This is a genomic window from Marinobacter lacisalsi, from assembly GCF_042651045.1.
GTDB classification, from domain to species: domain Bacteria; phylum Pseudomonadota; class Gammaproteobacteria; order Pseudomonadales; family Oleiphilaceae; genus Marinobacter; species Marinobacter lacisalsi.
Genome location: NZ_JBHSDI010000013.1, coordinates 101923 through 125812, shown reverse-complemented (window position 1 = coordinate 125812; position 23890 = coordinate 101923). Strand labels below are relative to the sequence as shown.

Annotated in this window: 20 protein-coding genes and 1 tRNA gene; 13 read left to right on the top strand and 8 right to left on the bottom strand. The window is 59.0% G+C overall.

Annotated features, from left to right (window positions below; all coding sequences use genetic code 11):
* Nucleotides 1–59 precede the first annotated feature (59 nt).
* From ychF to ACFOZ5_RS10500, 4 genes are all read left to right on the top strand, one after another.
* The gene (ychF, locus tag ACFOZ5_RS10515) at nt 60–1151 is read left to right on the top strand and encodes a redox-regulated ATPase YchF (protein ID WP_379887027.1); all 1092 of its coding nucleotides are present in this window, start codon (nt 60–62) and stop codon (nt 1149–1151) included.
* 91 nt (nt 1152–1242) lie between these two features.
* Nucleotides 1243–1319: transfer RNA gene (locus ACFOZ5_RS10510), tRNA-Met, on the top strand.
* Between the two features lie 269 nt (nt 1320–1588).
* Nucleotides 1589–1729, top strand: coding sequence for a DUF3096 domain-containing protein (locus tag ACFOZ5_RS10505; protein ID WP_379887025.1), 141 nt, complete (start codon nt 1589–1591; stop codon nt 1727–1729).
* 76 nt (nt 1730–1805) lie between these two features.
* Nucleotides 1806–2429, top strand: a complete 624-nt coding sequence (locus tag ACFOZ5_RS10500) for a flavin reductase family protein (protein WP_379887023.1) — start codon at nt 1806–1808, stop codon at nt 2427–2429.
* 171 nt (nt 2430–2600) lie between these two features.
* On the opposite strand, the gene ACFOZ5_RS10495 is transcribed toward ACFOZ5_RS10500, so the two are convergent.
* Nucleotides 2601–3086 (bottom strand): QsdR family transcriptional regulator, encoded by a 486-nt coding sequence (locus tag ACFOZ5_RS10495; protein WP_379887021.1) that lies wholly within the window; start codon nt 3084–3086, stop codon nt 2601–2603.
* 258 nt (nt 3087–3344) lie between these two features.
* Here ACFOZ5_RS10495 and ACFOZ5_RS10490 point away from each other — a divergent pair, with 258 nt between their 5' ends.
* The 3 genes from ACFOZ5_RS10490 (at nt 3345) to ACFOZ5_RS10480 (ending at nt 6976) form a co-directional block, all read left to right on the top strand.
* Nucleotides 3345–5030, top strand: coding sequence for a long-chain-fatty-acid--CoA ligase (locus ACFOZ5_RS10490; RefSeq protein ID WP_379887019.1), 1686 nt, complete (start codon nt 3345–3347; stop codon nt 5028–5030).
* A gap of 80 nt (nt 5031–5110) precedes the next feature.
* Nucleotides 5111–5653, top strand: a complete 543-nt coding sequence (locus ACFOZ5_RS10485) for a TRAP transporter small permease (RefSeq protein WP_379887018.1) — start codon at nt 5111–5113, stop codon at nt 5651–5653.
* A 15-nt stretch (nt 5654–5668) separates the two neighbouring features.
* On the top strand, nt 5669–6976 hold the full coding sequence (locus ACFOZ5_RS10480; RefSeq protein WP_379887016.1) for a TRAP transporter large permease: 1308 nt from the start codon (nt 5669–5671) through the stop codon (nt 6974–6976).
* A 76-nt stretch (nt 6977–7052) separates the two neighbouring features.
* Here ACFOZ5_RS10480 and ACFOZ5_RS10475 read toward each other — a convergent pair whose 3' ends face one another.
* A complete protein-coding gene (locus ACFOZ5_RS10475; protein WP_379887014.1) occupies nt 7053–8195 on the bottom strand; it encodes a C4-dicarboxylate TRAP transporter substrate-binding protein in 1143 nt (380 codons plus the stop codon).
* A 199-nt stretch (nt 8196–8394) separates the two neighbouring features.
* Here ACFOZ5_RS10475 and ACFOZ5_RS10470 point away from each other — a divergent pair, with 199 nt between their 5' ends.
* Nucleotides 8395–9669, top strand: a complete 1275-nt coding sequence (locus tag ACFOZ5_RS10470) for an O-acetylhomoserine aminocarboxypropyltransferase/cysteine synthase family protein (protein WP_379887012.1) — start codon at nt 8395–8397, stop codon at nt 9667–9669.
* A 67-nt stretch (nt 9670–9736) separates the two neighbouring features.
* Here the strand turns inward: ACFOZ5_RS10470 and ACFOZ5_RS10465 are convergent, their stop codons facing one another.
* From ACFOZ5_RS10465 to ACFOZ5_RS10440, 6 genes are all read right to left on the bottom strand, one after another.
* Complete coding sequence (locus ACFOZ5_RS10465) at nt 9737–11482, bottom strand: ABC transporter substrate-binding protein (protein ID WP_379887010.1); 1746 nt, start codon at nt 11480–11482, stop codon at nt 9737–9739.
* A 198-nt stretch (nt 11483–11680) separates the two neighbouring features.
* Nucleotides 11681–11956, bottom strand: coding sequence for a DUF2160 domain-containing protein (locus ACFOZ5_RS10460; RefSeq protein ID WP_379887009.1), 276 nt, complete (start codon nt 11954–11956; stop codon nt 11681–11683).
* Between the two features lie 9 nt (nt 11957–11965).
* Nucleotides 11966–12742, bottom strand: coding sequence for a carbohydrate ABC transporter permease (locus ACFOZ5_RS10455; RefSeq protein ID WP_379887308.1), 777 nt, complete (start codon nt 12740–12742; stop codon nt 11966–11968).
* A gap of 42 nt (nt 12743–12784) precedes the next feature.
* A complete protein-coding gene (locus ACFOZ5_RS10450; protein ID WP_379887007.1) occupies nt 12785–13651 on the bottom strand; it encodes a carbohydrate ABC transporter permease in 867 nt (288 codons plus the stop codon).
* Nucleotides 13648–14745 carry an ABC transporter ATP-binding protein gene (locus ACFOZ5_RS10445; protein WP_379887005.1) on the bottom strand — a complete coding sequence of 366 codons (1098 nt, stop codon included), beginning with the start codon at nt 14743–14745 and terminating at the stop codon, nt 13648–13650. Before ACFOZ5_RS10445 ends, ACFOZ5_RS10450 begins: the two co-directional genes overlap by 4 nt.
* Nucleotides 14738–15832, bottom strand: a complete 1095-nt coding sequence (locus ACFOZ5_RS10440; RefSeq protein ID WP_379887003.1) for an ABC transporter ATP-binding protein — start codon at nt 15830–15832, stop codon at nt 14738–14740. The genes ACFOZ5_RS10445 and ACFOZ5_RS10440 overlap by 8 nt, the downstream gene beginning before the upstream one ends.
* A 300-nt stretch (nt 15833–16132) precedes the next feature.
* Here ACFOZ5_RS10440 and ACFOZ5_RS10435 point away from each other — a divergent pair, with 300 nt between their 5' ends.
* The 5 genes from ACFOZ5_RS10435 to ACFOZ5_RS10415 all read left to right on the top strand — a co-directional run bounded on the left by ACFOZ5_RS10435 (nt 16133) and on the right by ACFOZ5_RS10415 (nt 23790).
* Nucleotides 16133–16903 carry a DeoR/GlpR family transcriptional regulator gene (locus ACFOZ5_RS10435; RefSeq protein ID WP_379887001.1) on the top strand — a complete coding sequence of 257 codons (771 nt, stop codon included), beginning with the start codon at nt 16133–16135 and terminating at the stop codon, nt 16901–16903.
* A gap of 96 nt (nt 16904–16999) precedes the next feature.
* On the top strand, nt 17000–18523 hold the full coding sequence (gene glpD / locus ACFOZ5_RS10430; RefSeq protein WP_379886999.1) for a glycerol-3-phosphate dehydrogenase: 1524 nt from the start codon (nt 17000–17002) through the stop codon (nt 18521–18523).
* A gap of 157 nt (nt 18524–18680) precedes the next feature.
* Nucleotides 18681–19715, top strand: a complete 1035-nt coding sequence (gene lipA / locus ACFOZ5_RS10425; protein WP_379886997.1) for a lipoyl synthase — start codon at nt 18681–18683, stop codon at nt 19713–19715.
* 240 nt (nt 19716–19955) lie between these two features.
* Nucleotides 19956–21176: a methyl-accepting chemotaxis protein gene (locus tag ACFOZ5_RS10420; protein WP_379886995.1), complete on the top strand. Its 1221-nt coding sequence runs from the start codon at nt 19956–19958 to the stop codon at nt 21174–21176.
* Between the two features lie 127 nt (nt 21177–21303).
* The gene (locus ACFOZ5_RS10415) at nt 21304–23790 is read left to right on the top strand and encodes an efflux RND transporter permease subunit (protein ID WP_379886993.1); all 2487 of its coding nucleotides are present in this window, start codon (nt 21304–21306) and stop codon (nt 23788–23790) included.
* Nucleotides 23791–23890 lie beyond the last annotated feature (100 nt).

Below are 23890 nucleotides of genomic sequence, written 5' to 3'. Positions count from 1 at the left end.
CCTGCTAGCGCTCCCCGGTATAATCCGCGCACACATTTTTGTTCCACCAGAGGCATTCCATGGGATTCAATTGCGGCATTGTCGGCCTACCCAACGTCGGCAAATCCACCCTGTTCAACGCACTTACCAAGGCGGAAATCGGCGCCGAGAACTTCCCTTTCTGTACCATCGAGCCGAACGCTGGCGTGGTGCCGATGCCGGACCCGCGCCTGAACAAGCTGGCGGAGATTGTGAAGCCCCAGAAAACGATCCCCACCACCATGGAGTTCGTGGACATTGCGGGCCTGGTGGAAGGCGCCTCCAAGGGCGAAGGCCTGGGCAACCAGTTCCTGGCCAACATTCGCCAGACCGATGCCATCGCCCATGTGGTGCGCTGCTTCGAGGATGAGAACGTGATCCACGTGGCCAACAAGATTGACCCGGCCTCCGATATCGAGATCATCAATACCGAACTGGCCCTGGCCGACCTGGACACCGCTGAGAAAGCCATCAAGCGGGTACAGCGCGTTGCCAAGAGCGGCGACAAGCACGCCAAGGCCCAGCAGGAGATGTTCGAACAATTGCTGCCAGTGCTGAACGAAGGCAAGCCGGTTCGCAGCATGAGCCTGGACGATGACCAGATGGCCCTGATCCGTGAGCTGTGCCTGCTGACCGTCAAGCCCACCATGTACATTGCCAACGTCAGCGAGGACGGCTTTGAGAACAACCCCCACCTGGACAAGGTTCTGGAGATCGCCGCCGAGGAAAACGCTGTAGTGGTGCCCATCTGCAACAAGATCGAAGCCGAGATCGCAGAACTGGAAGACGACGAAAAGTCCATGTTCCTGGACGAGATGGGCATGGAAGAACCCGGCCTTGACCGGGTTATCCGCGCCGGCTACAAGCTGCTGGGCCTGCAGACCTACTTCACCGCCGGCGAGAAGGAAGTCCGCGCCTGGACCGTGCGCATCGGTGCCACCGCGCCCCAGGCCGCCGGCGTGATCCATACCGATTTCGAGCGGGGCTTCATCCGCGCTGAGGTGGTCGGTTACGAAGACTTCGTCCAGTATAACGGTGAGCTGGGGGCCAAGGACGCTGGCAAGTGGCGCCTGGAAGGCAAGGACTACATCGTGCAGGATGGCGATGTTATCCACTTCCGTTTCAACGTGTAATTTTTCAGGAAAATCGGGCCCGAAGCCTTGACACCAAGGGCCCAAATACTGAAAATACGCGCCTCGTTCAGGACGCATTCCTGGCCGAAATGGCAAGGTAGCTCAGTTGGTTAGAGCACGGCACTCATAATGCCGGGGTCGGCGGTTCAACTCCGCCCCTTGCTACCAGTATTCGAAAAGCCCGGCTCGCAAGAGCCGGGCTTTTTTAATGGCTGGCGCTAACCACATACAGGTCAGTCATCGAACGCCCCTTGCCCTTCCTTCGCCCCGTCAAATCGGGTCAGCTCGAACGCCTATTCCTGCATACCGAACTGTCGATAGCTCATTGTTTTGCTAGTCTATAACCGTAATTGGTTGCGACTCATTCTCTGATCTGGCCTGTCATACCCATGCATGCCAGACATACGAACCCATCATTGTCCCGGGAGACAACAACTATGACGCTTCACCTTGAACTCGCTCCCCTGATCAGCATCGCCGCCGGTGTTGGCATCCTCGTGTTTCCGCGCCTGCTGAACTACATCATCGCCGGCTACCTGATTATCTTCGGCGTAATGGGCCTTCTGGGCTATATTTGATCGGTCTGTTTGCCGGTTGACCGGAACGGTGCTTGCCATCGTATCGTTCCGTGACATTCATGATCAGGTACGCTGTATGACCGATAATATTCACTTCTATGAACCCGCCAACGGCCACGGCCTGGCTCACGATCCTTTCAATGCCCTGGTGGCCCCACGGCCGATCGGATGGATTTCGTCCCGGGACGGGAATGGTGTGCTGAACCTGGCCCCCTACAGTTTCTTCAATGCCTTCAACTACCACCCGCCCATCGTCGGCTTTTCCAGCATCGGCTATAAGGACTCGGTCCGCAATGCCCAGGAAACCGGCGAGTTCTGCTGGAACCTGGTGACACGTGCCCTGAGCGAGGCCATGAACGAAACCTGTGCCCATGTCGGGCCAGAAGTGGACGAATTCACGCTGGGCGGGCTGACGCCGAAGTCATCCCGTGTCATCTCCGCGCCTCATGTGGCGGAGAGTCCCGTGGCCCTGGAATGTCGCACATCCCAGGTACTTCAGCTTGCCGGCGCCGACGGGCAGAAGGTGGACACCTGGATGGTCTTCGGCGAAGTGGTCGGCGTTCACATCGCCCGGCACCTGATCCACGATGGCATCTACGATACCGCCGCAGCGGAGCCGGTGCTTCGTGGTGGCGGGCCGGCGGACTACTTTACGGTGGGGCCGGACCAGAAGTTCCAGATGCATCGACCCAAGCCATAATGCCGAGGTGTCGGTGGGCACCCCTGGCTATCCTGTCAGCGGCCAACGCGAAACTTCAGTCTTTAGCGCCCATCCGGATGGATGGTCGCTTCCCGCCCCCCCCCCACTCTTCCCTGATGATGGACCAGATGCTTACCGGCAAAGCAGCGTTGAGCAAGTGACCTGAAAGACTCAGCGGCGGTCCGCCAGGATCAGGCGAAATGCCTTGCCAATATGAGAAATACCCGGTTCCTGATCGCTGATGACCTCGCCGTAGAGGAACGATTCGGCAATGCGTACAGTGAGGTAGGCAAGGTCTTTGATGGGTAGCGGCGGTTGCCATGTCCCCTTTTTCTCCTGCTCAGTCATGAGCTCTTCGATCGCGTTAATGGAACGGGCCTGAACCACGCTATCCTTGGAGGCCAGTATGCGGATGGCGTATTCCGGGTCCTGCGAAATGAAGTGATGCAAAGGACGGCTCTTCATCATCCGCGACACCAGTTGCTCGCAGACGAAAACAAGGTAACTGGCACCCTCGAACGTCGCCTCATCCCGGATTTTTTCCAGCGACTCCGTATAGAAGGACCAGATCACCTCTCCCGTGAACAAATCCTTGTTGCCCACCCAACGAAACAGCGTCGCGCGATTGATACCCAACTCACTGGCCAGGGCACTCATGTGGATTCGTTCGCAATCAAGCCACAGCCTGCGTCCAACTCTGAGCGCATCCAGAGGCGTCACCTGACTCACCATTTCATTCGTTGTCAGAGCGTTAGACAGCGGCGTGCGAGATTGCATCATTTCCCTTTTTTGTTGAATAATGCACCACAATAACTAAATGATGCAGAAGATGGCGAGCCCTGGTACGTCATTGAATGTAAAAAATTTATCATTCTGCACACAAAACACAAAAACAACCCCCAATGGAGTCCAATAATGTCAACAAGCTCTATGCCCTGGCTGAAATCCTATCCCGCCGACATTCCGGGTTCACCGGATTTGTCTGGCATGCCAGTTCACCGCATGCTGGAGAACTCGGCAAAACGATGGCCTCAACGAAGTGCCATCGCCTTCATGGGCAGAAGCATCAGCTACCAAGATCTGAACGACCTGGTCTCCCGAGCGGCCAGCGGTTTTCAGTCGATGGGCGTCAGGCCCGGCGTGCATGTTGGCCTTTATCTGCCAAACACGCCTCACGGCATCATTGCTTTTTTTGGTGTGCTCAGAGCGGGCGGTGTGGTGGTCAACTATTCACCTCTCGACGCCCCGCAGACGCTTGAGCATAAGATCGGGGACAGTGACACCGACATGGTTGTCACCCTTGGACTGAATGCCCTGCTGCCCCAGATGATTGACCTGCTGGAAACGACCCGCCTGAAGCGGCTGGTCGTGGGGTCTGTGGAAGAAATGTCAGGCTCCCCCGAGTCGGTAAAGAACGCCCTCGACCAGGCGGGTGAAACAGCCACCTGGCAGGAATCCGATGGACGGATCTCGTCATTTGCCCAGCTGCTGGACAATAACGGGGGCTATCATGCCTACCCGGACGCTGAGGACTTCGAGACCCTGGCAGTACTTCAGTACACCGGCGGCACTACCGGCGCCCCCAAAGGTGCCATTCTGACGCACGGCAGTATCGCTGACGCCGCTGACCAATATGGCGCAGCACTGAGCTCCACCATCATCCCGGGGGAAGAACGACTTCTGGCCGTACTGCCCCCCTTTCACATCTATTCCATCGTGGTGAACATGCTTCTGGGCCTCAGAAATGGAGCCACCCTCTACCAGATGATGCGTTTTGACCCGAAAGAGGCCCTGGAACTGATTCAAACGGAAGAAATCACCGTTTTCCCCGCAGTACCTACCATGCTCTCGGCTCTGCTCACCTACCCTGAGCTGGAGCAATACCGGCTGAGCTCGCTGAAACTCTGCAACTCTGGTGGCGCCCCGCTCCCGGTCGAGTTGCAGCAACGTTTCCTTGATCTGGCCGGATGCCCGGTCAAGGAAGGTTGGGGAATGACCGAGACCTGTTCAGTCGGAACGATTACACCCAAAGGCGTCACACCACCCCCGGGTTCATGCGGGTTGCCAGTGCCTGGCGTTGACCTGCAGATCCTGTCGCTGGACGACGAGGAAACCCTGCTGGGCACCGGGGAACGGGGCGAACTTTGTATCAAGGGCTCCAACATGATGCGGGGCTACTGGAAACGCGATGATGCCACCGATGATTCAATGACCAGCAGCGGTTTTTTCCGCACGGGTGATATTGCCTACATGGACGAGGACGGTTTCATATACATCGTGGACCGCACCAAGGACATGATTATTTGCAGCGGCTACAACGTCTATCCGCGCAACATCGAAGAAGCCATTCATGAGCACCCGGCGATTGAAGAGGTATCCGTTATCGGCATTCCGGACGACTATCGCGGCCAGAGCCCGAAAGCTTTTATAACCATCAGACATGAGCACAATGCCCCCTCTCTCGAGGAACTCCAGGCGTTCCTCAAATCGCGGCTTGGCAAGCATGAAATGATCCGCGACATGGAAGTGCGCGATGAACTGCCAAAGACACCGGTCGGCAAGCTTTCCAAGAAAGCGCTTTACGATGAAGTAGCGTCCTGACGTACCGCTTCCGGAATACATCGTTCAAACCGGTCTCTCGCCAGCGCGAACGACCGGTCAGACAGCTCATAGGTGCACCCATGTTTGCCATAGGAAAGTATCTCTCAAAGATCACCAACTTTGTCTCCATCATCGGTGGCCTCGCCATCGCTCTGATGATGTTCCATATCACTGCCGATGTTGCCGGGCGCTATATTTTTGATTCACCGATGCCGGGAACCATCACCGTGGTCTCTTACTACTACATGTCGATCGCGGCCTTTATCCCCCTCGCCTTTGCCGAGCAAAAGGACGCCCACATCTCTGTGGAGGTCATCACCGAAAGAATGCCCAGATGGATGCAGCACAATCTCGAACGGCTTGCGCTCCTGTGCTCACTGACGGTGTTTGGTTTTCTGGGGGTTCGCTCCTTTCTGGAGGCACAACGAAAGTTCAGCTCTGGTGCCTCCATCGTCCAGGGCAATTCCGAGATCCCAATCTGGCTGACCTACTTCGTCCTGCCGCTGGGCTGCCTCCTGATGGTCCTGGTAGTCGCTTACAAACTGATCAGCAGCTTTCTGCCTCAGGAAACCGGCCTGGATACCGAGAGGGCCCAGGCTGACGACATCGACCAACAGGACTGAAGAGCGGGGCACACAATGACAGATGTACAGATTGGTTTATCCGGACTCGTCCTTCTGGTGACTCTGATAGCCCTGCGGATTCCTATCGGCGTGTCGCTGATCGGCGTATCCTTTGGCGGCTTGTGGTACCTGATGGGATTCAACGTTGCCTGGGGATCGCTGGGGATTGTCCCTTATCAGTTTGCAGCCAACTGGGTACTCAGTTCCGTTCCCATGTTCCTGCTGCTCGGATTCATCTGCTATCACACGCAGCTGACACAAGGAATGTTTCGTGCCGCGCGCATGTGGCTTTCCGGCGTTCCTGGTGGACTGGCCATTGCGGCCGTATTCGGTTCGGCCGGCTTTGCCGCTGTGTCGGGTTCATCAGTGGCCTGTTCAGCCGCCATGGGACGTATCGCCGTTCCGGAAATGGTGAAGTATCGCTACGACCCGGAACTTGCCACCGGCACAGTGGCCGTCGCTGGCACAATTGGCGCTCTCATCCCGCCATCAATCATCATGATCCTTTACGGCATCATCGCCCAGGAGTCGATCAGCGGGTTGTTTCTGGGGGGTATCTCCGCAGGCATATTAACGGCCATCGGCTATATCCTGGTTATTCTTATCCGCGTCAAGATCAATCCGAACCTGGCGCCTGACACCAACGAAACCATTCCGCTTTCCGACAAGGTTTGGGCTCTACGAGACACCTGGCCGGTCATTATGATCATGGTCGGAATCTTCGGGGGTCTATTTGGCGGGGTGTTTACCCCAACGGAAGCCGGCGCCGTCGGTGCCTCCCTGTCGCTGGCTGTGGCCGCGATAAAAGGCAGTCTCACCTGGGAGCGATTCCGGAACGCCATTCTTGAAACTCTGCTCACGACCAGCGCACTGATCATCATCGCTGTCGGGGCCAGCCTTTTGACGCGATTCCTCGCTCTCTCCGGCGCGGGTGTTTACCTGTCCGAACTGATCATCGGCATGGATGCCTCGGTCGTCGTGATACTGTTGGCCATCGTGGTGATCTACATTCTACTCGGAATGTTTCTCGAGCCGATTGGCGCGATGCTTCTGACACTGCCTATCGTTTTGCCCATCATCAACGATCTCGGCCTGAGTCTGCTGTGGTTTGGTGTGGTGCTGACAAAACTTCTGGAGGTAGGCATGATCACACCGCCCATAGGTATGAACGTCTTCGTGATCAAGAGTGTGGTCGGCAACCTGGTCTCAACCGGTCAGGTGTTCCGGGGCATATTCTGGTTCCTGATGATGGACCTGCTGGTGCTGTTCGTATTGATGGCCTTCCCTGAAGTCGTGCTATTCCTGCCTGGCCTCGGGAGCTGAGCGTGATACCCCCCTGATGCCATGGTGGCACCAGGGGGGACATCAGGACCGCAGAATGGCCCTGTTCCGCCTATAATCAGAGCCCGTACTGAGCGGCGTCGACTTTGGAAAAGACTTCCTTCCAGTAGATGTCGGCCAGCTCTTCGCTGCTCTGCACATCGTTAATCAACCCTTGCCATTTGCCAAGCAACTCACGGAAGGTCGCGATCTTTGCCTCGGCGTTCTCAATGCCGTAGCGCTCGGAATAGGCCTCGGCAATAGTCTTCAGGTCAGCCTCGATGAACTCGCGGTTATCGGCATTCATGGCATCGGTTGCCTGGGTAATGCCAATGCCCTGATCCCGCGCGGTTGCCTCATTGTCGACAGCTCCTTTCTCATAACCCCAACTGAACTCCGCAGACAGTATCGCAGTGGCTTCCAGCAACGCCTGACGCTGGGCATCGGTGAGCGAACGCCAGGTATCCAGGTTCATATTGGCCGACCCCACGCCGCTGAAAACGCCACTGGGGTAGTTCACCGTGATGTCATCCACCACCTCGAACAGATTGAACACAGACAGCTCGGAGGTCGACTGAACCGAACAGTCGACCACGCCCTGACTCAGCCCTTCATAGATTTCGTTAACAGACATAGTAATCGGGTTGGCGCCAACTGATTCAGCCCATCGGGCCCATTGCGCCCCGGAGGTGCGCAGATTCTTGCCTTCCAGCGCTTCCAGGCTATCCACCTTTTCCCGACACAGCAGTGAATACGGCGGCGTGGCAGCACTGCCCAGGAACAGCTGATTCTGAGCCGAGAACTCATCACGACATTCCTTGCAGTTCAGGAAGATGAACTCGGACATGGCTCCCGTGTAGACCAGCCCTGCCTGGTCCGAACCACCGTCGGTAAGTTCAATGGACATGGACACTTCAGCGACCATGTTGGTGTGGGCAAAATCGGCGGGGAAATAGGGGGTCAGCACTACGCCCATGTCGGCCATGCCGTCACGAATGCCAGCCGGAGTCTCACGCAGGTTCAACAGCGACAGCTCGAAGACCCGGGCTCCGAGCTCCCCGTTGGACAGCTCGTCCAGACGGCTCTCAAATACAGCAAGGGCATCGCTGGTGATGCTACCCTGTGGATAACCTGAGGCAAAGGTAAGGTTTGTGGCATGGGCTGACAGAGTCGAGAGGCCGCCTGCTATCGCCAGTGCAACTCCTATCTTGGTTGTGCTCATCTTGGGGGTACTCCTGCAATTGTTTTTGTAGGAATCCGGCTTACCGAATTCATCGGCTACTATACGTGAGCAAGACAATCGGTTCTACGATGCTCTGAGGCTGCTCCAATCTCGTTCTGACCCGTTTCTGTGCCATACTCTTGCCCCAGACTAACCATGCCCAAGGCACCCCAAAAGACCAATAAAGGAGTCTATGCTCATGAAACCCGAAACCCTAGCGCTGCATGCAGGATTCAGTGGCGACCCCACCACCCACGCAGCCACTACCCCCATCTACCAGACCACGTCCTACACCTTTGACGATACCCAGCATGGTGCCGACCTGTTCGACCTGAAGGTTCAGGGCAATATCTATACCCGCATCATGAACCCCACCAATGGGGTGCTGGAAGAGCGCATGGCGCAACTGGAAGGTGGCGTGGGTGCCCTGGCGGTGGCCTCAGGTATGGCAGCCATCACCTACGCCCTGCAGACCATCTGCAAGGTGGGCAACAACATCGTCAGTACCAGCCAGCTCTACGGCGGCACCTACAACCTGTTTGCCCACTCGCTGCCCAACCAGGGTATCAACTGCCGCATGGTGGCCCACGACGACTACGACAATATTGTTGCCGCCATTGACGAGAACACCCGGGCGCTGTTCTGCGAGTCTATCGGCAACCCGGCGGGCAATGTGGTGGATATCGAGACCTGGGCGAAGATCGCCCACGACCATGGCATTCCGCTGATCGTGGACAACACCGTGGCCACGCCCTTCCTGTGCCGTCCGTTCGAGCATGGCGCGGATATCGTGGTGCACTCCCTGACCAAGTACATTGGCGGACACGGCACCACAGTGGCCGGTGTCGTGGTTGATTCCGGCAAGTTCGACTGGAAGGCCAGCGCTGACAAATTCCCAATGCTGAACGAACCGGACCCGTCCTACCACGGCGTGGTCTACACCGAGGCCCTGGGCGAAGCCGCCTTTATCGGCCGCTGTCGGGTGGTGCCCCTGCGGAATACCGGCGCCGCCCTGTCACCGTTCAATGCGTTCCTGATCATGCAGGGGCTGGAAACCCTGGCCCTGCGCATGGAACGCCACTGCGAAAATGCCGAGAAGGTCGCCCAGTATCTGCAGGATCACCCTCTCGTGGAATGGGTGAACTACGCAGCCCTGCCCGGCAGCCCCTACAAGGCCACCTGCGACAAAATCTGCGGCGGCAAGGCTTCCGGCATTCTGAGCTTTGGTATCAAGGGTGGTCTTGAGGCGGGAGCGAAATTTATCGACGCCCTGCAGCTGATCTACCGCCTGGTGAACATTGGTGACGCCAAGTCCCTGGCCTGTCACCCGGCCACCACGACACATCGCCAGCTGAACGCTGACGAACTCCGCAGTGCCGGCGTCAGTGAAGATCTGGTAAGGCTGTCCATCGGCATCGAGCACGTGGACGACATCATTGCGGATATCGACCAGGCGCTGAAAGCCGCCAGTTAAGAAACCTAGTGACAAAAAAAGGGGGGAGGCCTGGCGCCTCCCCCCTTTTTGTTTTCCCGGTAAAGTCTCAGCTTTCCCTGTCTTCCTCCCAGGTTTTCAGCAGTTCGTCGTAAGGTACTGTCTCACCCTGGGGCTTCTCGTTATCCAGCTTCGGCTTGGGAGCACCAGGCTGGTCCAGCCAGTATTGGGCTTCCCTCGGCTCATTCAGCTTCGGCCCGCAGGTTTCCATTACCTTGGCGCGCTCCAGGCGCATCATGATGTTGTCCTGGGCTTCCGCCAGGCCGTCCAGGGCCTCCTGGGGGCTGGCCTCACCGCTGGCGGCCTGGGAGATATACTGCCACCACAGCTGGGCCAGTTTCGGATAGTCCGGTACGTTGGTGCCGGTGGGGCTCCACTGGACCCGGGCGGGACTGCGGTAGAATTCCACCAGGCCACCCAGTCGCGGAGCCGCTTCGGTCATGGCGTCAGAGTTGATGTCAGACTCCCGAATCGGCGTCAGGCCAGCAAGGGTCTTCTCCAGGGAGACGGTTTTGGCCACCGTGAACTGGGCATAGAGCCAGGCAGCCAGACGACGCTCCTCCGGGGTGGAATCAAAGAAGGTCCAGGAACCCACGTCCTGATAGCCCAGCTTCATGCCCTCTTCCCAATAGGGACCGTGGGGCGACGGCGCCATGCGCCATTTCGGGGTACCGTCCTCGTTCACTACCGGCAGACCGTCTTCGATCATGCTGGCGGTGAAAGCGGTGTACCAGAAGATCTGCTGGGCAATGTTGCCCTGTGCCGGCACGGGGCCTGCCTCTGAGAAGGTCATGCCCTGGGCTTCCGGCGGCGCGTACTGCTTCATCCAGTCCAGGTACTTGGTGGTGGCATAAACCGCCGCCGGGCCGTTGACCGCACCCCCACGGGTAACGCTGGAACCCACCGGGTGACACTCTTCGACCCGGATGCCCCACTCGTCCACCGGCAGGCCGTTGGGCAGCCCCTTGTCGCCGGCGCCGGCCATGGAGAACCAGGCGTCAGTGAAGCGCCAGCCCAGGGACGGGTCTTTCTTGCCATAGTCCATGTGACCATAGACCCGCTCGCCGTCGATTTCCTTGACGTGCTCGGTAAAGAACTCGGCGATGTCCTCATAGGCGGACCAGTTGACCGGCACACCCAGCTCATAACCGTAGATTTCCTTGAACTGCTTCTTCAGGTCCTCACGCTCGAACCAGTCCGCCCGGAACCAGTACAGGTTGGCGAACTGCTGGGTCGGCAACTGGTAGAGCTTGCCGTCCGGAGCGGTGGTGAAATCCAGGCCGATAAAATCGTCCAGGTCGAGGGTTGGCAGGGTCAGGTCCTTGGCCTCGTTTTCCATCATGTCGGACACAGGCACCACCTTGCCGTAGCGCCAGTGGGTACCGATCAGGTCCGAGTCATTGATGTAGGCGTCGTAGATATTGCGGCCCGACTGCATCTGGGTCTGCAGTTTCTCGATCACGTCGCCTTCCTGGATCAGGTTATGGGTCAGGTTGATACCCGTGATCTCCTGGAAGGCCTTCGCCAGGGTGTTAGCTTCGTACTCGTGGGTGGCAATGGTTTCCGACACCACGTTGATGTCCATGCCCCGGAAGGGTTCCGACGCTCTGGCGAACCACAACAGCTCTTCCAGTCGTTGCTCCTCGTCAAGCGTGGATGTAGAGAACTCCTTGGCCCACTTGCGGGCCGCGTCTTCATACTGGTCTGCTTGGGCCAGGGTGAATGGCCCCGCGGTGAGAACCGCCAGAGCGGTCCCCAGCAACAGGGTCCTTGGCTGTTTGTTGTTATTGAACATATCCAACCTCGTTTGTTGTTCGTGTTGGCGACAAGTCAGCAACTGCGTACTGACACCGCCTGTTGCACATGGCGTGGCCTGGGCCCGCCGCCGTCTTGGTCTGGCGCAGCTGGTTCACCGCCCCAGTCCGGTTCGCTCAATTGTCACGATAGGCAGATCCTCCCTGTTCATTGTTTTTCCAGTATCAATCGCCGGATATCAGCCCCATTTCAGCAGGACCAGCCCCCACAAAACTGAAACAGCCAGGGCGATCCACAGCGACACCTCACTGACACCCAGGAAGACCAGGTGAATGTAGGCCGCCGACAACAGACCGATAAACAACCGGTCGCCACGGGTGGTGGCGATGGGCAGGAACCCCTTGCGCTCGGTACAGGGGGCGACGATTTCGAACACCGTCATCACCACCAGGATGGTGGCAATCACGGCAAAAAAGATGGCAACGGGTTGGGTCCAGTTCATCCAGTCCAGCATGGCGACCTCCTATACCCGCCCCAGGGCGAAGCCCCGGGCCACGTGGTTGCGCACGAACCAGACCACCAGAACCCCGGGCAGGATGGTCAGCACCCCGGCGGCCGCCAGCACCCCCCAGTCAATACCACTGGCGCCCATGGTCCGGGTCATGATGGCCGCTATGGGCTGGGCGTCCACGGACGTCAGCGTTCTCGCCAGCAGCAGCTCGACCCATGAGAACATGAAGATAAAGAAGGCCGTCACACCGATGCCTGAGCTGATCATGGGCATGAAGACCTTCACGAAGAAACGGGGAAAGGAGTAGCCGTCGATATAGGCCATCTCATCGTATTCCCGGGGCACCCCGGACATGAAACCTTCAAGGATCCAAACCGCCAGGGGCACGTTGAACAGGCAGTGGGCCAGGGCCACGGCAACATGGGTGTCAAACAGGCCGATGGAGGAATACAGCTGGAAGAACGGCAACAGGAACACCGCTGGCGGCGCCATGCGATTGCTCAGCAGCCAGAAGAACAGATGCTTGTCCCCTATGAACCGATAGCGACTGAAGGCATAGGCGGCCGGCAGGGCCACCACCAGGGTGATGGCCATGTTCATCACCACGTAGATCATGGAGTTGATGTAGCCGGAGTACCAACTGGGGTCGGTAAAGATCACCACATAGTTGTCGAAGGTGAAGTTCTGTGGCCACAGGGTCAGGCCGCTGAGGATCTCCCGGTTGGTCTTGAACGACATGTTCACCAGCCAGTAGATGGGCGTCAGCAGCAGGATGATGAACACCGTCATGCCCAGGCCCCGGGCGCCGGAGGTTTTCTGCATCGCCATGGCCTAGCGCTCCTTATCCATGTGTGTAATGGCGGTAAAGAACAGCCAGGACACCAGCAGCACGATCAGGAAGTACACCAGTGAGAAGGCCGCGGCCCGGCCCAGGTCGAACTGCCCCACCGCCATCGTGGTCAGTGTCTGGCTCAGGAAGGTGGTGGAACTGCCTGGGCCGCCGCCGGTGAGCACGAAGGGCTCGGTGTAGATCATGAAGCTGTCCATGAAACGCAGTAGCACCGCGATCACCAACACATTGCGCAGTCGCGGCAGCTGGATGTAGCGGAATACTGCCCAGCGAGACGCGCGGTCGATCTCTGCCGCCTGATAGAAGGCCTCCGGGATGGCTCGCAGGCCGGAATAGCACAGCAGCGCCACCAGGGGTGTCCAATGCCACACATCCATCAGCAGCACGGTAAACCAGGCGGCCACGGGATCACCGGTGTAGTTGTAGCTGAACCCCAGTTCGTTGAGCCCCCAGCCAAACAGACCGATGTCGCCACGGGCGAAGATCTGCCATATGGTGCCCACCACGTTCCAGGGAATCAGCAACGGAATGGCCAGCAGAATCAGGCATAGTGAGGCGCGAATACCGCCTCTGGGCATCAGCAGCGCGACACCGATACCCAGGGGTATCTCGATGGCGAGCACTGCAGCGGAAAAGCCGAACTGCCGCAGCAGAGACTCCTGCAGCCGTTGATCCCGCAGCACATCGCGGAACCATTCGGTGCCCACGTAGTAGGCATTGCCTGGCCCGAAAATGTCCTGTACCGAATAGTTCACCACCGTCATCAGCGGCACCAGCGCCGAGAAAGCCACCAGCAGCAATACTGGCAGTACCAGCCACCAGGCGCGGTTGTCCGGGATCTTGTTCATGATGTCGCCTCCACCAGGTACTCATCGGCGTAGAGCTTCAGCCACCGGGGCGGGAAATGCAGATGTATGGTCTGGCCCCGCTCCACCCGGGTGTCCTCCGACAGGCGGACTTTCAGCAGCTGGTCTTCCAGGCGGGCGGTCACGATCTGGTAGGTGCCCAGATCTTCCACGTCCTCCACCACAGCTGGGTGGGCGCCCTCCCCCGGCTTTGCCGGCTCCACGAATTCGGGGCGGATGCCCAGCTTGAGATTGTCGGTCTCCAGGCCCGCAAGCCGTTGCCGGAGATCATCAGACAGCGGGATGTCGGTATCGCCGAAACGTACGCCATCGCCGGAACGACTCACCGGCATCAGGTTCATGCCAGGGCTCCCGATGAAGAAGCCCACAAAAGTGTGGTTCGGGTTTTCGAACAGCTCCGTCGGTGTTCCGAACTGAACAATACGTCCTTCGTACATCACCGCGATCTTGTCGGCGAAGGTCGAGGCCTCAAGCTGGTCGTGAGTCACATAGATCATGGTGATATCGAACTGTTCGTGGATCTGCTTGAGTTTGCGGCGCAGCTTCCACTTCAGTTGCGGGTCGATGACCGTCAGCGGCTCATCGAACAGGATGGCGGAAACGTCCTCCCGCACCAGGCCACGACCCATGGAGACTTTCTGTTTCTCGTCGGCGGTCAGGTTGCGGGCCTTGCGTTTGAGCAGATCCTCCAGCTCCAGAACGCCGGCAATTTCCTCGACCCGCTCCCGGATCCGGTTCTTCGGTACCTTGCTGTTGCGTAGCGGAAACGCAAGATTGTCGAACACCGTCATCGAGTCATACACCACCGGAAACTGGAAAACCTGGGCGATGTTGCGCTCCCGGGGCGATAGTTCGTTAACACGCTTGCCATCGAACAGCACCTCACCCTCGGAAGGCTCCAGAAGGCCGGAAATAATATTGAGCATGGTGCTCTTGCCGCAGCCCGAAGGCCCCAGCAGCGCATAGGCCCCGCCCTTCTGCCAGACATGGTCCAACTGCCGAATGGCGTAGTCCTCCGGCCCGGCGGGGTTCCGCTCGTAACTGTGGGCCATGGCGGTCAGGGATATCTCAGCCATGCGCACCTCCCGTATCCACCGGGGTATGGACCAGGGCACGCTGCTGGTCGAACACGAACAGCCGGTTCATGGGCAGGTAGACCCGCACGCTGTCACCCGGGTGGTGGGAATGAACACCTAGCTCCTGTAACACCATCTCCAGGGAGCGGTTACGAACATGCAGGAAGGTTTCCGAGCCGCTGATCTCTCCCAGCTCGACCTTCATGTCCATGACCAGGTCATCGTTGCTGGCCGGCGCCAGCCCCACATGGCTGGGACGGACGCCAAACAGGTAATCGCCTTCGGGCAGGCTTTCCAGTTCCCGGGTCAGGCTATGGTCGGGGCCCTCATTGAACGTGACGCGCCGGTTACTGACCCGGCCCGGCATCAGGTTCATGGGCGGCTCACTGAACAGTTCCGCCGCCAGGGTGCTGACCGGTCGCCGATAGACCTCCGCTACCGGCCCGCTCTGGATCACCTGCCCCTCATGAAGCAGCGTGGTGGTGCCGCCGAGCGCCAGGGCCTCATTGGCTTCTGTGGTGGCATACACCGCAATGCACTGACGCTCCCGGAACAGCTGCCGCAGTTCCGAGCGCAGTTCCTCCCGCAACTTGTAATCCAGGTTCACCAGGGGTTCATCGAACAGGATCAGGGTGGCGTCCTTGACCAGGGCGCGGGCCATGGCGGTGCGTTGCTGCTGGCCACCGGAAAGCTCCAGGGGATAACGGGCCAGCAGGTTGTCGATGCGCAGCATGGCGGCGGTTTCCCGCACCCGCCGGTCAATCTCGCCCTTGTTCATGCGGGCCAGACGCAGGGGGGAGGCGATGTTCTCGTACACCGACAGATTGGGGTAGTTAATGAACTGCTGGTAGATCATCGAGACATTGCGCTTCTGTACGCTCTGCCCCGTGACGTCGTTTCCATTATAGAGAATGCGACCTGTGTCGGGCCGGTCGAGCCCGGCCATCAGGCGCATGAGGGAGGTCTTGCCGGCCAGGGTCCGCCCCAGCAGGACGTTGAACGAACCGGCCTCAAACGTCAGGTTCGCATTATGTATATAGTCCACGCCATCTACGGCACGGGAGATGTTCTCCAGTTGTAGCGACATCTGGTTTCCTTGTTGTTCTTATACAGGGCGGCACGCCACCACCCGTTGTCCCTTGTTTCTGCCTGTCATCATGACCAGTAAAATGACACAACACTGGTTATTTCAATGACGACCTAAAAGGTTCTAGTACAGTGTTCGGATGTTCGCAAACAATCAGAGCGACTTTGGCGGTTTGTTAACAAATAAACAGTTCAGACACCATTTCGCCGATTAACACGCTGAATTCCCGACGTCCATCCGCCATTGCGCTATAATCCGGACGCTTTAATGAACTTTCGCTGACGAACTTTGGGAGCCCACATGCCTCAGCACCACCGGCAGGACCAGATTCTCGAGCTGATACGCCAACAGGGGTTCGCGACCACGGAGCAATTGGTGGATCACTTCCAGGTGACCCCCCAGACTATCCGCCGCGATCTCAACGAGCTGGCCAGCCAGAACCGGGTTCGCCGCCACCACGGTGGCGCAGGTATTGACTCCAGCACCGTGAACACGGCCTACCAGGCCCGCAAGATCATGGAGCTGGAGGCCAAGGAGCGCATTGCCGCTGAGCTGGTAGAAATGATTCCGGATAACGCCTCACTGTTCATCAACATCGGCACCACCACCGAGACCATTGCCCGGGCGCTGCTGGTCAGGAACAACCTCAAGGTGGTCACCAACAACCTGCATGTGGCATCAATCCTTTCGGCGCGGGAGGATTTCACCATCATCATTGCCGGTGGTGAGGTACGAAACCGGGACGGTGGCATCGTGGGCGAGGCCACGCGGGATTTCATCAATCAGTTCCGCATGGATTTCGGCATCATCGGTATCAGCGGAATCCACGGCGACGGCTCACTGCTGGATTTTGACTACCGTGAAGTGCGCGTGGCCCAGGCCATTATTGGCAACTCGAGCCAGGTGCTGCTGGCGGCCGACCATACCAAATTCGGCCGCAACGCCATGGTCCGGCTGGGCAATATCAGCCAGGCCGATCATGTCTTCACCGATCAGACCCCACCGGAGGAAATCTGCCATTTGCTGGCAGAACATCAGGTTGCGCTGCACGTCGTGCGCGACACAGAGTAATTTTCGTTTGTTTTCCCGGTTTTCCTTTACGAATACGCCAGCCTTTCCCATACTGGTATCCCGATAACAGGGATCAGCCAGTGGGAGTTTGAACAGATGACCGGCAAAGCGGGGGATTACGACGTTATCGTGATCGGTGGTGGCGTCAACGGCACAGGCATTGCCATGGACGCTGCCGGTCGTGGCCTGAAAGTACTGCTTTGCGAAATGAACGACCTGGCGTCGGCCACGTCCAGTCGCAGCAGTAAGCTGATCCATGGCGGGCTCCGATACCTGGAGCACTACGAATTCCGCCTGGTTCGCCAGGCGCTGGCAGAACGGGAATCACTGCTTGCGAACGCGCCCCATATCATGTGGCCGCTGCGCTTCCGGCTGCCCCACCAACCGCACCTTCGCCCGGCATGGATGATTCGCGCAGGTCTGTTCCTTTACGACCATCTGGCCAAACGGGAGCGCCTGCCGGCTTCCCGCTCGGTGACCTTCACCCCTGATGATCCCCTGAAACCCGAAATCACCCGCGGTTTCGAATATTCCGATGGCTGGGCGGACGATGCCCGGCTGGTGGTGCTGACGGCCCGCAAGGCAGAGGAAATGGGCGCTGAGGTGCTTACCCGCACCCGCTGTGTGCGTGCCGAACGGGGCGAGGACACCTGGCAGGTGACCCTGCTGGATACCTTTACCGGCGACTCCCGTGTGGTCAATGCCAGGGCCCTGGTCAATGCAGCGGGCCCCTGGGTCAGCAGCCTGTTTGATACCACCATGGGTCAGCAGGCACCCCGAATGATCCGCATGGTCAAGGGCAGCCATATCGTGGTGCCGCGACTGAACCGGGACAGTGAGGCATACATACTGCAGAACGAGGACGAGCGCATCGTCTTTGTGATCCCCTATGAAGACCACTTCTCCCTGGTGGGCACGACGGATGTGGACTATGACGGCAACCCTGCCGAGGCAACCATCTCCGACGAGGAAACCCGCTACCTGCTCGATATCGTCAACCACTATTTCCGGCACCAGCTCACCCCGAAGGATGTGGTCTGGTCCTATTCCGGTGTGCGGCCGTTGATGGATGATGAGGAAGACAGCGCCCAGAAGGCCTCCCGGGACTATTCCTTTGAAGTGGACGCCCCGGCCGGAAAGACACCGCTGCTGTCCGTATTCGGCGGCAAGCTCACCACCTTCCGCAAGCTGAGCGAGGCCGCTACTGACAAGCTATGCCAGTACTTTCCCGAGGCCGGGGGACGGTGGACTAGAACAGCTGTACTGCCCGGGGGTGACTTCGAAAGTCAGCCACAGTTGCAGGAAACGCTGCAGGAACGTTACCCCTGGCTGCCGGAGCTTCTCGCATCACGACTGGTACGCTGCTACGGTACCGACAGCTACCGCCTGTTGGGGGCCAGTGAAAGCCTGAACGACCTGGGCCAGCACTTCCTCGGCACGCTGTACGAGCGTGAAGTGCAGTACCTGGTGCGCCACGAGTGGGCGATAACCGCCGAGGACATCCTCTGGCGACGCACCAAACAGGGGCTCTACGCCTCCCAACGGGAAGTCGACAAGCTGGATCACTGGCTGGAAAACCGGGAGAAACTGGCAGGGCCGCGTCACTGCACCGCAGGGTGACCGGGTACGACCTTGGTGGTACCGGGATTTCCCCTACAGCGCTTGTATCCTCAGGTCCATGGCCTTAACCTTTAGGCGTGTCTCGTTTGATTGATTCGCGAATTAACCAGACGGGGTACCGGCTGCATACACCTACCTCAAAGAGACTCCGCTTGCCATGAGCGACAGCGCCAAACCCCGCGTAGTCAGCGGGTCAAAGTTCCGCAATGAACATGGATTCTCAGCCATCAAGGACGGCGTCAAGAAGTCCGCCAGTGCGGATACACCCGTGCAGCGCAAACCCAGCTGGCTGCGGGCCCGCATGCCCGGGGGAGAACGCTTCGAGGCAGTGAAGCGCAACGTCAGCGAGCATCGCCTGAGCACCGTATGCCAGGAATCCCACTGCCCCAATATCGGTGAATGCTGGAACAATGGCACTGCCACCATCATGGTGATGGGCTCCGTGTGCACCCGGGCATGCAAGTTCTGTGCGGTGGACACCGGCAACCCGAAAGGCTGGCTCGACCACGATGAGCCGGAGAACACCGCCAGGTCGGTGGAGCTTATGGGCCTGCGTTACATCGTACTGACATCGGTTGACCGGGATGATCTTGAGGACGGCGGTGCCGCCCATTACGCCGCCTGCGTGGCGGCCATCAAACAGCGCACTCCGGAGGTGGCGGTTGAGGCCCTGACCCCGGACTTCGACGCCGTCATGCCCCATGTAGAGAAAGTGGTGGATTCCGGTCTTGATGTGTTCGCCCAGAACGTGGAAACCGTACGACGCCTGACACACAGGGTGCGCGACCCCCGCGCTGGCTATGACAAGACCCTGAGTGTACTGGCCCATGCCAAGCAGCACCGCCCGGACGTACTCACCAAAACCAGCCTGATGCTGGGGCTGGGCGAAACCGAGGATGAAGTCCTGCAGACCATGGACGATCTGCTGGCCGTTGGCGTGGATATCCTGACCCTGGGCCAATACCTGCGCCCCACCCCGAACCACCTGCCAGTGGAGCGCTACGTCACCCCGCAGGAGTTCAATCGCTACCGTGACATCGGGCTGGAAAAGGGCTTCATGGAAGTGCCCTCCGGCCCCATGGTGCGTTCCAGCTATCGAGCCGACCGGGTGTTCGAAAAAAACAACCTGGGGCTTGCGGTACCCGCCGTCCCCCGGGACACCAGCACCATCCCGGTTCGCCAGGTAGACTGATCATCGCCCCGGCAGCGGGCGCCCGCCCGCTGCCCTGGTTTCCGGAAATTATCCCGTTTGCCCTCAAATTATTCCGCCCGCAGCCGATACCTTCAATGCAAGACATTGTGAAACCTCGCCTTCAGGCAGGCCCCGGGCAAACAACGCGTTGCCGACAGGTGCTAAGTTAACGGCTGGCCCCGCAGCTCACTGCAAATGCTCCCCACCCGGCAGGGGATAACAATCAACAACAGGTCACACATGCTGAATCTGCTGAAAAACGCCCGTCTCAAGTACAAATTCTGGTTACTGAACATTGTGGTCTTCGTGGTCATGTGCCTGTTGGTGTTCTACGCCATGCACAACACCGCGACTGTGACAGGACGGTCCTTCACGGACGTTTTCGCAGAGACCGCGCCCGGTTATGCCGGCATCGTGGCACTGCTGATGGTGCTGGAAATGGCGGGGTCACAGTTGCTGATTTCCTTTATCGAGCGGCATATCAACCGCTTGAAAAAGACCATGGTGTCGGTTCAGGTGTCCGGCAACCTCAGTGAACGGGCGCTGGTGGACTCCACCGACGAGATAGGCGAAATGGCGGAGGCCTTCAACGCCATGCAACAACGCACCGGCGATGTGGTCAGCGGCATGCTGGAGGCCATCAGCCGGCTGCATGTCGAGGTACAGGAGCTGACCACGGCGGCGGAACGTCGTCGCGACGAGCTCAGCCGCCAGCAGCAGGGAGCGGAGCGTTCAGCCCAGGTGGTGGAAGCCATGCTACAGAGCTTTTCCGGTATTGCCGAGCAGGCAGGCATCGCCAATACTCTCTCCCACGAGGCGAACCGCGCCGCCGTCGACGGCAGCGCCAGGGTGGCGCGCAGCGCGGAATCCATCAAGACCCTCTCCGGCGCCATCGAAACCTCCGCAAACTCGGTTCAGGCACTGGCTGACAACAGCGAGGAAATCCGGCATTCGGTCACTGAAATCAAGGGCATTGCCGAGCAGACCAACCTGCTGGCCCTGAACGCGGCTATCGAGGCTGCCCGCGCCGGCGAACAGGGGCGGGGCTTTGCGGTGGTCGCTGATGAGGTACGAAAACTGGCCCAGCGGGTGCAGGACTCCACCGACCAGATCCAGGGCACCCTCGACCGGCTGCTGAAAGCCATGGCGGCTGCGGTGGAGCAGATGACGACGAGCTCCGAAGACGCCGCCCGGTGTGTCAGCGAAGCCATGGAAGGCCGTCAGGCCCTGGAAGACATCAACGATATGGTCAGCCGCATCGACCATACCAACGCCGAAATCGCCAGCGTGTCAGCCGAGCAGACTGCCGGCACCGATGCGGTACTGGCTGATGTCCAGGGCATTCGCGAAACCACCGAGAACATGGTCCGGGAACTGGCCGCCAGCGCAGAGATGAGCAGGCGCCTGAAGCAGCTGATTGATTCCCTGGAACAGGCATCCCGCCAGGTGAGTGTGCGCTGAACGGCTCACCTCCGGCCATTAGGACGGGCAGCCCCGGCGGCGCGCGAATTTAACGCTATTTTTCACAAATTTCCCGCCATTGTGGCAGACTTCGCGTGTCCTCATTGCAACGGAGTCTGCCCTTTCCATGCGTTCCCTGTATCGGCTGCATCACCAGCTCGTCCTGACCCGCCCGTGGCTCACGCTGGCACTGTTTGCCATCGTTCTGGTTATCGCCAGCCTGAAACTGCACCAGTTCCGTCTGGACGCCTCCGCCGAATCCCTGGTGTTGGAAAACGACAGTGCCCTGGAAGACTACCGTACCGTTAACCAGCGTTTCGGGGCCTCCGATGACTTCCTGGTGGTGACCTATACACCTCATGAAGACCTGTTTACCCGGGAGGCCATTGATACCCTCCGCAACCTGCGGAATGAGCTGGCTGAACTGGAACCCGTGGGCTCCACCAACAGCATCCTTAACGTTCCCCTGCTGCACAGTCCCGACCTGACCCTGGACACGGTAGAGTCGGAAATCCTCACTCTGGATGAGGATGATGTGCCCCTGGACAAGGCCCGGGAGTCGCTACTGTCGAACCCTCTGTACCCGAACATGCTGATCAGTGAGGATGCCACCACCACCGCCATCCAGGTAAACCTGCCCACGCCCCAGGAGTACTTTGACCTGCTGTTCCGCCGTAACGAGTTGCGGGAGCAGGAACGTGCCGGCGAGCTGAACGAACAGCAGGCGGAGGAGCTGGAACAGGTCTCCGCCGAATTCACTGCCCTGCTGGAAAAACTGGAAACCGAACGCACACACACCATTGCCGATGTCCGCGGCATCCTCGACCAGTATCGCGACCGGGGGGAAATCCACCTGGGCGGCGTACCCATGATTGCCTCGGATATGATCCGCTTTATACAGAACGACCTGTCCACCTTTGGCATAGGGGTGCTGATCTTCCTGTTGCTGACCCTGGTCGTCATTTTCCGGCGCTGGCAGTGGGTGGTGGTGCCGATCCTGTGCTGCGGCTTTACGGTTTGGCTGGTGGCCGGCTATCTGGGCTGGACGCAATGGCCGGTTACGGTGATATCCTCCAACTTCGTATCACTGCTGCTGATCATGACCCTGTCCCTGACCATCCACCTGATGGTGCGCTATCGGGAATACCAGCAGGACTTCCCCGGGCAGGATCAGAAGCAGCACCTGCGCGACACCCTGTCAGCAATGATCAAGCCTTGCTTCTACATGGCCCTGACCACCATGGTGGCGTTCGGTTCACTTACCTTCAGTGGCATCCGCCCGGTCATCGACTTTGGCTGGATGATGACCCTTGGGCTGGCCCTGGCCTTTGCCATCAGCTTCCTGATTTTTCCGGTACTGGTCTCACTTCTGCCGGAGCCAGCCCCACGCAGGTCCGAGAGCGGCAGCCTTCCCCTCACGGATGCCTTTGCCCGCTTTACCGAGCATTTTGGCGGCACCGTTCTGATTGGCTCGGCGATTCTGGCGGCACTGTGTATAGCCGGCATGGCCCGCCTGTCGGTGGAAAACAGCTTTATCGACTATTTCAAATCCGACACCGAGATCCACCAGGGCATGCTGGTGGTAGACCGCAAGCTCGGCGGAACCACACCACTGGATATTGTGATCACCGACCTGCAGCGACCGGACGACTCCCGGTCAGATCCTTTTGTCAGCGATTGCGACCCCTTCGTGGACGATTGCGAAGGCGGCGACCTCAGGGATACCTGGTTTACCTGGCAAAAGCTGGAACGCCTTGAACAGGTGCACGATTACCTGGACGGCCTGCCGGAAACCGGGAAGGTTACCTCCATTACCACAACCCTGCGCCTGCTGGCCGACGTGAACGGGGGTGAACCACTGGATGCCATGCAGGTGGCCTTTGTGCCAGCGTTTCTGCCCGATGATCTGAAGCCTATCCTGCTGACGCCCTATATCAACGAAGAACACGAACAGGCCCGCATAAGCGTTCGCCTGATCGACTCCCTGCCCGACCTGAAGCGGGATGAACTGCTGACTGAAATCCGCACCCACCTCACCGGCCAACTGGAGCTCAAGGAGGAACAGTTGCTGTTTACCGGCATGACGGTGATGTACAACAACATGTTGCAGAGCCTGTTTGATTCGCAGATCCGCACCCTGGGCATCGTCTTCCTGGCCATCGCACTGATGTTCCTGGTGCTGTTCCGTTCCCTCAAGCTGGCCCTGATTGGCCTCGCCCCCAACCTGCTGGCCGCGGGCTCGGTACTCGGACTGATGGGCTGGCTGGGCATCCCCCTGGACATGATGACAATCACCGTAGCGGCTATTACCGTAGGTATTGCCGTGGATGACACCATCCACTACATCCACCGCTTCCGGGAGGAATTCAGCAAGGACAGGGACTATGTCGCCACCATGCACCGTTGCCACCAGAGCATTGGCCGGGCCATGTCCTATACCACCGTGACCATTATCATCGGCTTCTCGATCCTGGTGCTGTCGAACTTCCTGCCCACCATCTACTTCGGGCTATTCACCGGCTTCGCCATGTTTATGGCACTGATGGGGGCGCTGATGCTGCTGCCGCGACTGATACTGGTGGTTAAGCCCTTCGGCCCGCAGGACGGTTCCTGACCAGGACAGCCACTACCGCGCACAAAAAAACCGCATTGCCCGGGCTGGACAATGCGGTTTTTTTGTAATGGCAGGCGGGCTCATCGCCCCGCCTTACGAC

Coding starts and splice junctions, on each gene's coding strand:
- ychF (WP_379887027.1), top strand. CDS start 60: ATGGGATTCAATTGCGGCATTGTCGGCCTACCCAACGTCGGCAAATCC.
- ACFOZ5_RS10505 (WP_379887025.1), top strand. CDS start 1,589: ATGACGCTTCACCTTGAACTCGCTCCCCTGATCAGCATCGCCGCCGGT.
- ACFOZ5_RS10500 (WP_379887023.1), top strand. CDS start 1,806: ATGACCGATAATATTCACTTCTATGAACCCGCCAACGGCCACGGCCTG.
- ACFOZ5_RS10495 (WP_379887021.1), bottom strand. CDS start 3,086: ATGAGTGCCCTGGCCAGTGAGTTGGGTATCAATCGCGCGACGCTGTTT.
- ACFOZ5_RS10490 (WP_379887019.1), top strand. CDS start 3,345: ATGTCAACAAGCTCTATGCCCTGGCTGAAATCCTATCCCGCCGACATT.
- ACFOZ5_RS10485 (WP_379887018.1), top strand. CDS start 5,111: ATGTTTGCCATAGGAAAGTATCTCTCAAAGATCACCAACTTTGTCTCC.
- ACFOZ5_RS10480 (WP_379887016.1), top strand. CDS start 5,669: ATGACAGATGTACAGATTGGTTTATCCGGACTCGTCCTTCTGGTGACT.
- ACFOZ5_RS10475 (WP_379887014.1), bottom strand. CDS start 8,195: ATGAGCACAACCAAGATAGGAGTTGCACTGGCGATAGCAGGCGGCCTC.
- ACFOZ5_RS10470 (WP_379887012.1), top strand. CDS start 8,395: ATGAAACCCGAAACCCTAGCGCTGCATGCAGGATTCAGTGGCGACCCC.
- ACFOZ5_RS10465 (WP_379887010.1), bottom strand. CDS start 11,482: ATGTTCAATAACAACAAACAGCCAAGGACCCTGTTGCTGGGGACCGCT.
- ACFOZ5_RS10460 (WP_379887009.1), bottom strand. CDS start 11,956: ATGCTGGACTGGATGAACTGGACCCAACCCGTTGCCATCTTTTTTGCC.
- ACFOZ5_RS10455 (WP_379887308.1), bottom strand. CDS start 12,742: ATGACGGTGTTCATCATCCTGCTGCTGACGCCCATCTACTGGCTGGTG.
- ACFOZ5_RS10450 (WP_379887007.1), bottom strand. CDS start 13,651: ATGAACAAGATCCCGGACAACCGCGCCTGGTGGCTGGTACTGCCAGTA.
- ACFOZ5_RS10445 (WP_379887005.1), bottom strand. CDS start 14,745: ATGGCTGAGATATCCCTGACCGCCATGGCCCACAGTTACGAGCGGAAC.
- ACFOZ5_RS10440 (WP_379887003.1), bottom strand. CDS start 15,832: ATGTCGCTACAACTGGAGAACATCTCCCGTGCCGTAGATGGCGTGGAC.
- ACFOZ5_RS10435 (WP_379887001.1), top strand. CDS start 16,133: ATGCCTCAGCACCACCGGCAGGACCAGATTCTCGAGCTGATACGCCAA.
- glpD (WP_379886999.1), top strand. CDS start 17,000: ATGACCGGCAAAGCGGGGGATTACGACGTTATCGTGATCGGTGGTGGC.
- lipA (WP_379886997.1), top strand. CDS start 18,681: ATGAGCGACAGCGCCAAACCCCGCGTAGTCAGCGGGTCAAAGTTCCGC.
- ACFOZ5_RS10420 (WP_379886995.1), top strand. CDS start 19,956: ATGCTGAATCTGCTGAAAAACGCCCGTCTCAAGTACAAATTCTGGTTA.
- ACFOZ5_RS10415 (WP_379886993.1), top strand. CDS start 21,304: ATGCGTTCCCTGTATCGGCTGCATCACCAGCTCGTCCTGACCCGCCCG.